The sequence below is a fragment of the Arenibacter sp. ARW7G5Y1 genome (assembly GCF_003201775.1).
Lineage (GTDB): Bacteria > Bacteroidota > Bacteroidia > Flavobacteriales > Flavobacteriaceae > Arenibacter.
This window is the reverse complement of sequence record NZ_QJJZ01000005.1, coordinates 244,057-258,854: the sequence shown is the minus strand read 5'-3', so window position 1 is coordinate 258,854 and position 14,798 is coordinate 244,057. Positions and strand designations below refer to the sequence as shown.

The window sequence follows — 14,798 nt, the reverse complement described above, 5'->3', positions numbered from 1 at the left end:
AGAGCCACTGTTGTTTGTTCCTATTAATACCTGACCTGTATATTTGGAGGCACTAATGTTATAGTCATAAATGGAACTTCCTGATTCAAATACATTATTACAGATGGTAACATCGCCAATGGCCATGGTAAAGGCCAGTCTGGCTCCTCCGCTAAATGTACAGTTGTTGAATTCAACTTTGTCATTTTGTAATCCAATGACCCTTCCATCGTAACCTTTGCCTACGAAATTACAATTGTTAAATACGGTATTGTCACCACCTTTGGCACCAGAGCCCATGCCAAAAACGACCATGCCCGACTTGTTTTTACTTGATAGGTTGGGGTTGGAAGGTGATGGGTCTGTAAAGGTACAATTGGTCCAAGTGGTATTTCCTGTAAAATTCTTGGCACATCTTCTTTCCCAATCATAAAGGTTCATGTTGGTAAACTCCATAGAGCCGTTGGAGAAGCTTATGTCTATCCCTGAAGAAAATGTTCCAATGGCCTGGGCATCCTCGCCCCAACAATCATGCACCTCTCCATTCTTCACGATCAATTTTGTTGGAGAACTCGGAACTTGCACCCAGTAAATAAGATAACCGTTTGCAGCGCCCCATGAATCGGTTGTAACGCCGTTATCGGCTCCCCTAACATCACTTACGTTAACATTGTCAAAGATCCAATCGCCATAGCAATCGGCATCGTTGTAGACGTGTATGTAAACACCGGCTGGACTTGCCGTGGTCGATTGTAGAAAACTATCCACCTCAAAATTGGATAGGTTGACAATGGAATTACACTCGATACCTCTTTGGGCAACACCATTTCCGTTGATGTTCAAATTGGTCATTGTGGTCAACCCTCCATTGGAAGACCTTTTGTCCACCTTTATCATTGGACTTAATTTGGCAGTTGTGATAATGGTTGCCCCGTTCCAATCAATGGTGTGTTCAAATTTTTGATCTATATCCAACTTGCTTGATATAAGGAAGGTGGCCCCTTCATCGGCCACAAGGGATTCTTCCGCATCTAATGCTGCCTGAATGGCTTTTGTATCATCTTTTTTACCATCGCCTACGGCACCGTATTTACTGAAATTTACGGCATTGGGGTCGGTGGGGTTTTTATCGGTAGGGGTTACGGTAACCGTAATGTTCCCAGTTTCGGTGGAAACCGTATTATCCGGATTAGTGACAGAAGTAGTATAGGTAAAATTATCCTCTTCCGGGGTTTCAACTTCCGGAGTTTCCTCTACCGGAGTTTCCTCTACAGGAGTTTCTTCCTCGGGAATATCAGTGTTTGGATTATAGGTGATAGTATTGTCCTCATTAAGCACCACTGTACCATTGGACGGTTGGCTAACTTCGGTTATAATTACTTCACTTTCTTCCTTAAATGTGTCGTTCTTAAGGGGTTCTATAACTACAGGTTCACCAGGGGTTACAGCGATGGTGTCAACTACAACATCGGTTACAGGCTCAACGGTAACATCAATGGTTACAACCTCTTCCGTAATGGTTTCATCCTCGTTGGTAACTTCCAATGTTATTTCGATATTATCCTTCCCGTTATAATCGTTGGGAGGGGTATATACAGCTATACTGTCTTTTTCAATTGTAATGTCACCAATTTTAGGCTTTGTGTTACTTTTATATCTTCGACGTCCTTTTCTTTTACTGTCTGAATTATTTAGTAAGTTAAAGGTTACAGGCTGATCTTCTTCAGTAATAAACTCTGCTTTTGCCAAATCAATTATTACTTCATTGGGTTCGCTACTTGTTGGATTTTCATTCACAACATATTCGGCTAAAAGGTCGGAATCCTTGTTACAGGAAAAATTTAAAAAAAGAACAAGGCATAGTAGGGTCACTTGTACTAGATTCGAGGGGGTGATTTTCATAAGTTCTGGACTTTAATTTAATTAATTAATGGGGTTTTAATAATTTTACTTTTCACAACATCATCGATATATGACATATATTTTCGGCAAAATGCCTATTTTTTGATGAACAGGTAGATTTACGTTTAGTTTTTAGGGTTTAGATGTCATGAATTCCTTTTTTCGATGAAATGCTTCTTTCTTTAAGATTTGAGCTTGTTTAGTTGGGGTATATGCCAATTTTTTAACATTTAAATCGGTTTTAAATTGTTTGGAACAGTAAGAATATTTTGGGTTTTTAAAATGGAATACGGTAAAAGAAGGAATTGAAAAGTTCTGGAAGCCAATAATGGGGCTTTAAAATACATTAGATACTTTGGATTAGGGAAACTTTAATAAACCAATTATTTAACGGCCTTGAGTAAAACGTATTAATAGTATTGGCTTGATTTAATTGGCCACTTTTGTTTTCTCTTTTAGCTTCAGCAGTGCAGATTTGGTTCGTTAAGAGAGAATAAGATGGGAGAATGTAGACTGATCGGGATAGGAAGTGGTAATAGTGTTGGGAGTGCCGGGCATTCAGGAGGCCGTGGGCGGAACTATAAGCAATGGGCAAGCCCATGTAGGGGTAGTGCAGTTAGGTTGCCGGGAAGGTAGTATTAAAGGCCCTGAGGGATGGCAATGTTGTATTGTAATCCGTTGGAGAAAAAAGAAGGGTGCAGTTTGGGTGAAATGGGAGATGTTCCTCAAAAAAAACGGTCCAACAAGTTCCAATATTTGTAAAAGGTTTGGAAAAGTTGGGATTCAACGGCTATGTAGCAAATAAAAATAAGTTTGTGATGCCATTCTAAATTTAGGAACACATATTTAATTCTACATTTTAAGTTAATTTATTCTGTTGTAGAACAGGAAACAGAGGGGGGCATGGAGATAATGTTCTTTTGAAGTGGTTTTTATGTCGTTCAAGGAACATTTGTTAATCCTTTGCTTTACAGGTCAATTTCTAAGTTTAGGATATGATTCTTGACATGTTATCAATATGGGTTTACTTTCTCCACCTATTGTATGATCCGATAGGGTGTATAAAACTTTGGTTGAATTGGAATTTAATAAAGTAATGGGAGGTTATAAATGAATGGACGCAACTGGCAAAAGAAATGGATTTCCATTCTTCTGTTGTTAATTTTTTGTTTTCCTTTATGCAATAATGCACAAAGTGGTGTGAATTAGTCTTGGGTTTTTGATTATTTACAGCAAATAAAGATTTCTTTTCTTAAATAATCTTAAAATTAATTGGAAGAGATGGGCTATTCTGTATAAAAGCAAACAAAGAACCAGGGAAACCTGATTCTTTGCTGTGAAATATCATGGATGAATATTGAATTTAAGCCTAATTACAATTAGTACTGGACCATTTGGAGCTATCCAAATCTATATAATTGGTAGAGCCACTGTTGTTTGTTCCTATTAATACCTGACCTGTATATTTGGAGGCACTAATGTTATAGTCATAAATGGAACTTCCTGATTCAAATACATTATTACAGATGGTAACATCGCCAATGGCCATGGTAAAGGCCAGCCTGGCTCCTCCGCTAAATGTACAGTTGTTGAATTCAACTTTGTCATTTTGTAATCCAATGACCCTTCCATCGTAACCTTTGCCTACAAAATTACAATTGTTAAATACGGTGTTGTCGCCTCCTTTGGCGCCAGAGCCCATGCCAAAAACGACCATGCCCGACTTGTTTTTACTTGATAGGTTGGGGTTGGAAGGTGATGGGTCTGTAAAGGTACAATTGGTCCAAGTGGTATTTCCTGTAAAATTCTTGGCACATCTTCTTTCCCAATCATAAAGGTTCATGTTGGTAAACTCCATAGAGCCGTTGGAGAAGCTTATGTCTATCCCTGAAGAAAATGTTCCAATGGCCTGGGCATCCTCGCCCCAACAATCATGCACCTCTCCATTCTTCACGATCAATTTTGTTGGAGAACTCGGAACTTGCACCCAGTAAATAAGATAACCGTTTGCAGCGCCCCATGAATCGGTTGTAACGCCGTTATCGGCTCCCCTAACATCACTTACGTTAACATTGTCAAAGATCCAATCGCCATAGCAATCGGCATCGTTGTAGACGTGTATGTAAACACCGGCTGGACTTGCCGTGGTCGATTGTCGAAACTTGTCCACCTCAAAATTGGATAGGTTGACAATGGAATTACACTCGATACCTCTTTGGGCAACACCATTTCCGTTGATGTTCAAATTGGTCATTGTGGTCAACCCTCCATTGGAAGACCTTTTGTCCACCTTTATCATTGGACTTAATTTGGCAGTTGTGATAATGGTTGCCCCGTTCCAATCAATGGTGTGTTCAAATTTTTGATCTATATCCAACTTGCTTGATATAAGGAAGGTGGCCCCTTCATCGGCCACAAGGGATTCTTCCGCATCCAATGCTGCCTGAATGGCTTTTGTATCATCTTTTTTACCATCGCCTACGGCACCGTATTTACTGAAATTTACGGCATTGGGGTCGGTGGGGGTTTTATCGGTAGGGGTTACGGTAACCGTAATGTTCCCAGTTTCGGTGGAAACCGTATTATCCGGATTAGTGACAGAAGTTGTGTAATCAAATTCATCGGTTCCTGTTTCGTCTGTATTGGGGGTGTATACAACGGTATTATCTTCCAAAACCTCGGCAGTTCCCAATTTAGGTGGAGTTACCTCGGTAATCGTTACCTTTTCCGGCTCGTCAAACGTGTCATTGCTTAGAGGGGCAATAACAATAGGCTTGTTTGCCAGTGTAACGACAATGTCATTTACCATAAAGGCTTGTGGATTCTCTACCACATATTCTGCCAACAAATCGGAATCTTTGTTGCAGGATGCGGTTAAAAAAAGGAGGGTGCACGAAAAGGTCGTTATAAAGATATTCGAGGGGTGAAATTTCATAAGTATAAGACGTTATTTTTAATGATAATCCATTGGGTTTTACAATATTATTTATTTTTACAACAACATCGGCAAAAGATCTAATTTTTTCGATGAACTGCACTATTTATGTTCAATGATGGTTTTACGTTTGTTTGTGCGACTTGGATGTTTGAAATTTGGTTTTTCGATGAACTACACGTTTATTTAAGATTTCAGTGCAATATTGGTGCGATAATGTTAAAATTTTAACAGTAATTTAAGACTTCGTTCACTTATTTAAGTAATTTTTGTTATGGGCAGTTCCATGTGTTTATTTAATGTTGAACCAGGGAATATCTATACGGTAATTTTTTAGGCAATACTTTGTTTGTTTTTATCAAGAATTTAGTCCGATGGATGCCTAGGGATGTTGGATAAGGTGTAGTGTGTAGAGGATCGAGAGCGGTCCTCAATCTGGTAATCTTGATCACTGTAGATAAATATCACCTAAAATTCATAATTGATTTCTTTGGAGAAGGTGTGGTAGTGAATAATAAAAAGCACTATTCTTGCCATAATTTACTTTTATGGAATGCCGATGCCGGACCAAAATAAGTAGGGATGGAAGTCTATAAATAATAAGCCCAACGAGCTTGTGGCCGTTGGGCTAAATTATTTATTGTTCTTATTTTCTTACCCTAGGTTTTGGAAGGACATGCTAGGATAAGTTTGTTGCGAGTTACTTTTGAATGGCCAGATGCAATTATTGGTTCATTATAGCCTAGCATCAGCTTTGTTGTGGAGTATACCCTTTACATCATATAGTACCCCATGCGGCTTTAACATACTTTTAAAGTCTAGAGGTATGAATTCTTTATGGGCTACGGTCAAAACAATAGCGTCATACTTGTTTTGGGATAGATTTTTTTCGGTAGTCAGGCCATATTCCTGGAATACTTCATCGGGATTGGCCCATGGGTCCAAAATATCTACATGTGCTCCATAACTGCTCAAATTATTTATGACATCCACCGCTTTGGTATTTCTAACGTCCGGACAATTTTCTTTAAAAGTAATGCCCAACACCAAAATATTGGATCCCTTCACTTTTATATCATTTTGAACCATTAGTTTTACTACCTCTGAGGCCACATACTTGCCCATACCATCGTTCATTCGCCTACCTGCCAGGATGATTTCCGGATGATAGCCGTACTCTTGGGCCTTTTGGGCCAAATAATAGGGGTCCACTCCAATACAGTGTCCGCCTACAAGACCTGGTTTAAATGGAAGAAAATTCCATTTGGTTCCTGCGGCTTCCAAAACGGCATGGGTGTCAATACCCATAAGGTTGAAAATTTTAGCCAATTCGTTAACAAAGGCAATATTGATATCGCGTTGCGAATTCTCTATTACTTTGGCAGCCTCTGCAACCCTGATGCTAGGGGCCAAGTGGGTACCTGCCGTTATTACAGAAGCGTAAAGTTCGTTTACTTTCTGACCTATCTCAGGGGTTGAGCCGGAAGTGACCTTTAAGATCTTTTCTATGGTATGTTCCTTATCCCCTGGATTAATACGTTCGGGGGAATAACCCGCATAAAAATCCTCATTAAATTTGAGACCACTTATTCTTTCCAAAACTGGAATACATTCGTCTTCGGTAACCCCGGGGTAAACCGTGGATTCGTATACCACCACGTCTCCTTTTTTCAATACTTTTCCCACTGTTTCGCTAGCCTTGTACAAGGGTGCTAAAACGGGTCTATTGGTACTGTCAACAGGGGTGGGCACCGTTACAATATAATAATTGCAATCTGAAATATCTTCTAACCGATTGGTACAGTATAGGCCACTGACCATTTTTGGGGAATCTGATAATACCGCTTTTAGAACGTCATCCTCAATCTCCAAAGTGTGGTCTTTTCCACCTTGTAATTCCTTAATTCTGGTCTGATTGATATCGAATCCAATGGTGGGGTATTTGGTAGCGAATAATCGTGCCAAGGGTAAACCTACATAACCCAATCCTATTACCGCTATTTTTTTAGTATCCATTTTGCTTTGAGTCAAAAATGCAATAAAAATTACTTTTTACCAATTTGGTAATACTCGAATCCTTTTTCGGTCATTAGCTCATCGTTGTACTGATTACGGCCATCAAAAATAATAGGTGTTTTGAGCTGTATCTTTAGTTCATTAAAATCCGGGGACCTAAACTCCTTCCACTCAGTGAGTAAAATCATAGCATCTGCGTTCTTAAGAGTTTCATACTTGGAGTTGCAATAGGTGACTTCCTTTAGGTCCTTTAGATAAAAGTGCTTGGCTTCGTCCATGGCCTTGGGATCGTAGGCTTGGATCTTGGCACCGCGCTTTACCAATTCCATGATGATATAAATTGCCGGAGCTTCCCTCATGTCATCGGTTTCAGGTTTAAAGGCCAAGCCCCATACCGAAAATGTTTTTCCTTTTAGGTCTTCCCCAAATCTTTTAACTACTTTTTGAGCGATAACAAACTTTTGTTTATTGTTAACATCTTCCACAGAGCTAATGAGTTGGGCATTATAGCCATGTTCCTCAGCGGTCTTTTTTAAAGCCTTTACGTCTTTTGGAAAACAGGAACCCCCGTATCCACTACCGGGATAAATAAAGCTGTAGCCTATTCTGCTGTCCGATCCAATTCCTATACGCACCTTGTTTACGTCTGCGCCCACCAATTCACAGATATTGGCTATTTCGTTCATAAAGGAAATTTTGGTAGCCAACATGGCATTGGCTACATATTTGGTCATTTCAGCTGAACGTACATCCATTACAATTAGCCGATCAACACTGCTTCTAAAGAATGGGCTATACAGGGTTCGCATTTTGTTTGCTGCTTCGTCGTTGTCAGCTCCTACGACCACCCGATCCGGTTTCATGAAATCGCTAATGGCATCACCTTCCTTTAAAAACTCAGGATTGGATACGACATCGAATTCAATGGATACTTGTCGTTGGTCCAATTCCTTTTGTATTGTGGCCTTAACCTTGTCTGCAGTGCCCACGGGTACAGTGGATTTATCAACCACAATCAAGGGGTGTTGCATGTTTTGGCCTATTTCGGTAGCTACTTGTAATACGTATTTTAGATCCGCCGATCCATCTTGGCCCATAGGAGTGCCAACAGCGATAAAGGCGATATCACATTTAGCTAAATTAGCACTTAGGTCAGTACTAAATCTTAGGGTATTGTTTTGAACATTCCGTTTTACCATGGCATCCAGCCCAGGTTCATAAATGGGTATAATGCCCTTTTTAAGGTTTTCAATTTTTTTGTGATCTACATCCACACAGGTTACCGTATTGCCCATTTCGGCAAAGCATGTACCACTAACGAGCCCTACATATCCTGTTCCTATTACTGTTAAGTTCATTTGTCTAAATAATTTATTTTAAATTTTCCCAATACCACTTTACGGCTTCTTTTAAACCGGTGTTTATGTTGAACAAAGGGTTGTATCCCAATAACTTTTTGGCTTTATCTATTGAAGCCAAGGAATGGGGAATATCTCCTTGGCGGTTAGGACCGTATTTAATTTCCACTTTGGCAATCTCGGGGTCATAATCGCTTAGATATTCCTTTAAAAGGGATACCAATTCCCTTAAATCCGTCCGTTCTCCAAAAGCTACATTGTAAACGGTATTTACGGCTTCTTTATTGTTACTACTTATGGCCCTGAGATTCATTTGGATAACATTGTCTATATAGGTGAAATCTCTGGAATAGCTCCCATCCCCGTTTATGGTAGGGGACTGGTACTTCATAAGTTGCATTACGAACTTGGGGATTACAGCTGCATAGGCGCCATTGGGGTCCTGCTTTCTGCCAAAAACATTAAAATATCGCAGGCCTATGGTTTCCAGTCCATAAGTTTTGCTGAAAATATCGGCATAAAGTTCATTTACATATTTGGTGATGGCATATGGGGAAAGGGGTTTCCCTATGATATCTTCTACCTTGGGTAGGGCAGCAGAGTCTCCATAGGTGGAGGAGCTGGCCGCATATACAAAGCGTTTTACTTTGGCATCCCGGGCCGCCACCAACATATTTAAAAAACCGGTAATATTAACATCGTTACTGGTGATAGGGTCGTTTATGGATCTGGGTACCGACCCCAACGCGGCCTGGTGTAAAACATAATCGGCACCCTTGCAGGCCTTGGTACAATCGCTTAAATTTCGAATATCCCCCTCAATCAATTCAAATTGCGAATTGGTCATTAGGTTGGCAATGTTTTCCCGTTTTCCTGTGGCAAAATTGTCCAAACAGCTTACTGTATTGCCATTGTTCAACAACGCCTCACATAAATTGGAACCAATAAAGCCAGCTCCTCCTGTAACCAATATATGGCAGTTGGAATTTAGTTTTATCAATGAGTTATTCATGTTAAATTCGTTTTGAGGTGCAAAGGTGAATAAAAGAATTTTAAAATAAAGTGAATTTTATTTTAAGTCGTAATAAAATCGATGAAATGGAATTACAGTTGGATTTTAATACTTAATATCATCGGTAACCCAATATAAGTGGTTTTTAAGGATAATTTAAATAGGTTGTTGACCGAATATTATGTAGTTGGGGTTATTGACTTATTTGGTAGTAATTCTTATACCAAGAAATAAAGTTGGCTATACCTTTCTTTATAGTGGTATTGGGGCTGTAACCGTAATCATTTATCAGTTCATCTACATTGGCCCATGTTTTTTCAACATCCCCAGGTTGCATGGGCAGTAGTTCCCTTTTGCTTTTTATACCCAAATTTACTTCTATAGCTTCGATAAAATCGAGTAATTTAACTGAGTTGTTGTTACCAATGTTGTAGATTTTGTAGCTCTTGCCGTTTTTAATTCTTGTTGAAGTGTCCTTTTCCAGTATACGGACCACTCCTTCAGTTATATCATCTATATAGGTAAAATCCCTTTCCATATTACCTTTGTTAAAGATCTTAATGGGCTTTCCCTTTACCATGGCGTCCGTAAAGAGGAACAAGGCCATATCGGGTCTTCCCCATGGGCCGTAAACAGTAAAGAACCTGAGGCCGGTAGTAGCAAAGCCATAAAGGTGACTGTAGGTATGGGCCATAAGTTCATTGCTCTTTTTGGTGGCGGCGTACAGGCTAATGGGATGATCCACATTGTCCGTGGTCTCAAAGGGTGTTTTTTTGTTAAGACCATAAACACTGGAGCTACTGGCGTACACAAGATGTTTTATGTTGTGATGTCTACAACACTCCAAAATATTAAGAAACCCTACAACATTACTGTCTATATAGGCTTCTGGATTTTCAAGGCTATAACGTACCCCAGCCTGTGCGGCCAGATTACAGACTGCATCAAATTTTTGATCTTGGAATAATTGTGGCAGGGCCTCACGATCTTCCAAGTTCATCCGTATAAAGGAAAACGAACCAGGATGTGTTTTGCTGTTGCCTATATGGCCAAATTTTTCGGCATTGCCCCTAATAATGCCCAATACCTCTAATCGGGCATATTTTATTTCAATGTCGTAATAGTTGTTTATATTATCCAGTCCTACAACCTTATGTCCTTTGGAAATAAGTACTTGCGACACATGAAAGCCAATAAATCCAGCAGCGCCGGTAACTAAAATTTTCATTCCTCTACAGTTTATATCTAGCATAAGTAGATAGGTAGCCAAAAGTATAAATAATAAAGCAAATTAATGGAAAGGGACCGTGGAAGAATATAATGTTTCTTAAGTCAGGGGACCTAAAAAAAAACAGCTATTAATGAAATTGGTCAGTAATGTGGGTTCAAAAATTTTGGACGAGGACCTTGTAAAAAGTACTGCGTTGTTTTATTCTTTTTAAGATTCCATTCTGTTTATGAGGTACTTCGGATCTATAATGGTTATGGGATAAACTTTTAAGGGGAAGTTTGTATTCATGGATGTAACAACCCTCGATGAGCATTGGAATTATATGGTTAAAATGTTCGATAGAGGTAGTTAAACGATATTTTTTATTCTTAAACGAAATTAAAAGCCATAATCATTTATTACCAAAAAGTATATCTATTTTTGTTCCAGAGATTTAAATAAACCCTAAATTTTAATGACCATTACTACTACAAAAATTTGGCTTTCCTCTCCACATATGGGGCAAAAGGAACAGCACTACGTAAACGAGGCATTTGACACCAATTGGGTAGCACCTCTTGGGCCCAATGTAAACGGCTTCGAAGCAAGCATTGAAAACTATTTGGATAACAAGGTACATGTTGCTGCCCTAAGTTCAGGTACAGCAGCAATTCACTTAGGTTTAGTGTTGCTCGGGGTGTCTACAGGGGATGAAGTTCTTTGTCAAAGTTTTACCTTTTCCGCTTCTGCCAATCCCATTTGTTATTTGGGAGCCAAGCCGGTATTTATAGACAGTGAGAAGGATACCTGGAATATTTCGCCCGTTTTGTTGAAAAAGGCAATAGAGGACAGGATTGAAAAAGGTAAAAAACCAAAAGCCATTATTGCGGTCCATCTTTATGGCATGCCATATAAGGTTGATGAGGTAAAGGCCATTGGCGAACAATATGGGATTCCTGTGTTGGAAGATAGTGCAGAAGCATTAGGCAGTACATATAAAGGTGTGAAATGTGGAAGTTTTGGAGAAATTGGTGTTCTGTCCTTCAACGGGAATAAAATAATTACCACCTCCGGAGGTGGGGCCATGGTAACACAGAACAATGAATATAAGGAAAAGGCCGTCTTTTTGGCAACCCAGTCCAGGGATAATGCCCCGCACTACCAACACTCCGAAGTTGGTTATAACTATAGAATGAGCAATGTGCTGGCCGGAATTGGAAGAGGGCAAATGGAAGTGCTGGACGACCGAGTGGCAGCTAGAAGATTTAATTTTGAATATTATAAGCAGAAATTAGGACATATATCGGGAATTGAGTTTTTGGAAGAAATGCCAGAAATGTACTCCAATAGGTGGCTTACCTGTATTTTAACACCATCTGTACAAATTCGCGAAAAAATAAGATGTCAATTACAGGAAGTTGATATAGAATCCCGACCTTTATGGAAGCCTATGCATTTGCAACCTGTGTTTCAGAATTGTGATAGTTATGTGGATGGAACTTCTGAAGAGTTGTTCGATAGAGGTCTTTGTCTTCCCAGTGGTTCCAATCTTCAAACGACGGATTTGGATCGTGTAATTGCAGTAATTTTAAAAATAATGACCAAATGATACAGAACTACTTAACCAATAGGGCCCAGAAATATACTTCCAAATGGATCGTATTAATGGTAGATTTAACCTTGGTATCGATAACCTTCGTGTTTTCCTATCTCATCCGTTTTAATCTTACCTTGAATTTTGATAGTGATAAATTGCTTTTACAACTGCCTATTATCATAGCAATTGGAGCCGTATCTTTTTTAATAACAGGTTCCTATAAAGGGGTTGTAAGGCATACCGGAGTAAGGGATGTCTACAATATATTTAATGCTATTTGTCTTTCCAGTATCATTACCATTTTTATGGTCATCCTTAACAGGGAAATGGATTACATGGAAGGGTTTACAGTTCCCTTATCGATAATAATCATACATAGTCTTTTAAATTTTATAGCCCTAACGGCGTCCCGTTATGTGTTTAAAACGGCATATTACAATTTTGTAAAGCAATTTAAAATCACTAAAAATGTAATTATTTACGGTGCCGGAGAGTCGGGTATACTAACACAAAATGCCCTGACAAGCCACACTGGGAGTATTTCCAAGGTGGTAGGCTATATTGATAGGGATAATGAAAAGGTGGGTAAAAACATCAATGGGGTAAGGGTATATGGCCCTGAAATACTTACAGATTACTTTATAAAGAGCAATGATATATCAGAGATTATATTTTCTATACAGAATATAGATCATAATAAGCTCAGAGCTTTGGTTGAGGAATTGGTGGATTTTCCGGTGCAGGTAAAAATTGTTCCCCCTATAGAGGATTGGATCAATGGTGAACTAAAAATTTCCCAAATTAAGCAGGTACAGATCGAAGATCTTTTGGACAGGGTGCCGATCAATATCAAGAATAAGAGGATAGCCAATGAACTTAGGGATAAGGTAATCTTTGTTACTGGTGGTGCTGGTTCCATAGGAAGTGAATTAGTTAGGCAAATTGCCAACTGTGAATATAAATCCTTGGTGGTTATTGATCAGGCCGAATCTGCATTGTACGACCTACAACAAGAGTTGAAACAGAATGGTTTCCATAATTTTATTCCCTTGGTAGGGGATATAAGGGATAAAAACAGAATGTCCGCCATCTTTCAGGAATATAAGCCCAATATGGTGTTCCATGCTGCCGCATACAAGCATGTACCTCTAATGGAGTACAATTCGTATGAGGCTATTAAGATCAATGTTGCGGGTACTAAGGTCATTGTGGATCTTTCCCTGGACAATAACGTGGATAAGTTCATTTTTGTCTCTACGGATAAGGCGGTGAACCCGACCAATGTAATGGGGGCCACAAAGAGGATAGCGGAAATGTATATTAGTTGTGCCGAACAATACAAGAAGACCAAGTTTATAACTACACGCTTTGGAAATGTATTGGGGTCCAATGGTTCCGTAATTCCCCTCTTTAAAAAACAAATAGAAAAGGGTGGACCGCTAACGGTAACCCATAAGGATATAACCCGTTATTTTATGACCATTCCGGAGGCGGCACAATTGGTATTGGAAGCTGGTGGTATGGGCCAAGGTGGGGAGATATTTATCTTTGATATGGGGGATTCTGTCAAGATTTTTGATTTGGCCAAGAATATGATCAAATTGTCCGGACTGAAATATCCGGAAGATATCGATATTAAAATTACTGGGCTTAGACCAGGGGAAAAATTATATGAGGAGCTATTGGCCAACGGAGAGGATACCATGCCTACTTATCACAAAAAAATAATGATTAGTAAATCAAGGGAACTGTTCTACGAGGAGACCAAGACCAAAATCAATGAATTATGTGTTTCTAACATGTTCTTCAATGAAAATACGGTGAAATTAATGAAGGAGATTGTTCCTGAATATGTTTCCAATAATTCAGAACTCTGCAAACTGGATAAAAAGGTGCCTCAGGATACGAAAAAGCAACAATTGGATACAAATACTATATTGTCCAATAAAATTTTGCAATCGTAATTTTTCACTATACTTGTACCCAAAATTCATTTTATTATGTATAAAAATACGACCCATATGGGATTTAGAGCTTTGATATTTGGTATATCTATTTTAATGTTTTCTTCTTGTGCCACCAAAAAGGAAGTAGTGTATTTTCAAAATGCCAGTGGATTTGAAACCATTGTCAGCGATAATTCCAATGTAAACCGATTTAAGGTAGACGACGTAGTAAGTATCAACGTCTCCACCCTGGATCCACAGGCCAGTGTTCCCTTTAATATCTTTAAAGGCTCCCAGGAAGGTGGGATGCGGCCCGAACAATTGGATTATATTATTGATAAAAACGGGGAGATAGATTTTCCAGTATTAGGTCCTATTAAATTATTGGGGCTTTCACCATCAGAGGCGAAACTCTTGTTGACAGAGCGTTTAAAGGATTATCTTAAGGATCCAATAATAAATATACGGCTAAAGAATTTTTCAGTTACCGTTTTGGGCGCTGTTAACAGACCGGGAACATACCCGGTTAACGGTGAACAAATTACTATCTTGGAGGCACTTGGATTGGCTGGCGATTTAAATATTAAGGGTCTAAGGGACAATGTAATGGTGATACGTGATTTTAACGGCACAAAAGTCTATACACGTATAGATTTAACGGCAAAGGAGGCTTTGAACTCGCCTGTTTATTACTTGACACAAAACGACGTGGTCTATGTAGAGCCCAATAAATCATTGATTACGGCTTCCAGCTTGGACAATAGGGCAACCATCGCTATCTCAATAGCATCGGTGCTAATAACTTCTTCTGTTCTACTTTTGACTAGAAATTAATTAATTTTT

At 39.1% G+C, this 14,798-nt stretch carries 9 protein-coding genes; 3 read left to right on the top strand and 6 right to left on the bottom strand.

Annotation, left to right across the window (positions count from 1 at the left end; translation table 11 throughout):
• From C7972_RS09800 to C7972_RS09770, 6 genes are all read right to left on the bottom strand, one after another.
• On the bottom strand, positions 1-1,881 hold a 1,881-nt coding region (locus C7972_RS09800), incomplete at its 3' end, for an Ig-like domain-containing protein (RefSeq protein WP_220020887.1).
• A 1,369-nt stretch (positions 1,882-3,250) separates the two neighbouring features.
• Positions 3,251-4,816, bottom strand: coding sequence for an Ig-like domain-containing protein (locus C7972_RS09790; RefSeq protein WP_110355982.1), 1,566 nt, complete (start codon positions 4,814-4,816; stop codon positions 3,251-3,253).
• Between the two features lie 735 nt (positions 4,817-5,551).
• Positions 5,552-6,832, bottom strand: coding sequence for a nucleotide sugar dehydrogenase (locus C7972_RS09785; RefSeq protein ID WP_110355981.1), 1,281 nt, complete (start codon positions 6,830-6,832; stop codon positions 5,552-5,554).
• A 29-nt stretch (positions 6,833-6,861) separates the two neighbouring features.
• Complete coding sequence (locus tag C7972_RS09780) at positions 6,862-8,190, bottom strand: UDP-glucose/GDP-mannose dehydrogenase family protein (protein ID WP_110355980.1); 1,329 nt, start codon at positions 8,188-8,190, stop codon at positions 6,862-6,864.
• Positions 8,191-8,203: 13 nt separating this feature from the next.
• Positions 8,204-9,202: an SDR family oxidoreductase gene (locus C7972_RS09775; protein ID WP_110355979.1), complete on the bottom strand. Its 999-nt coding sequence runs from the start codon at positions 9,200-9,202 to the stop codon at positions 8,204-8,206.
• A 193-nt stretch (positions 9,203-9,395) separates the two neighbouring features.
• Complete coding sequence (locus tag C7972_RS09770; protein WP_110356078.1) at positions 9,396-10,430, bottom strand: NAD-dependent epimerase; 1,035 nt, start codon at positions 10,428-10,430, stop codon at positions 9,396-9,398.
• A gap of 457 nt (positions 10,431-10,887) precedes the next feature.
• Between C7972_RS09770 and C7972_RS09765 the strand changes: the two genes are divergently transcribed.
• Genes C7972_RS09765 through C7972_RS09755 form a run of 3 tightly spaced genes read left to right on the top strand, consistent with a single transcriptional unit; the run spans position 10,888 to position 14,789 of the window.
• Positions 10,888-12,021: a DegT/DnrJ/EryC1/StrS family aminotransferase gene (locus tag C7972_RS09765; RefSeq protein WP_110355978.1), complete on the top strand. Its 1,134-nt coding sequence runs from the start codon at positions 10,888-10,890 to the stop codon at positions 12,019-12,021.
• A complete protein-coding gene (locus C7972_RS09760) occupies positions 12,018-13,973 on the top strand; it encodes a nucleoside-diphosphate sugar epimerase/dehydratase (protein WP_110355977.1) in 1,956 nt (651 codons plus the stop codon). The genes C7972_RS09765 and C7972_RS09760 overlap by 4 nt, the downstream gene beginning before the upstream one ends.
• 36 nt (positions 13,974-14,009) lie before the next feature.
• Complete coding sequence (locus tag C7972_RS09755; RefSeq protein WP_258364812.1) at positions 14,010-14,789, top strand: polysaccharide biosynthesis/export family protein; 780 nt, start codon at positions 14,010-14,012, stop codon at positions 14,787-14,789.
• Positions 14,790-14,798 lie beyond the last annotated feature (9 nt).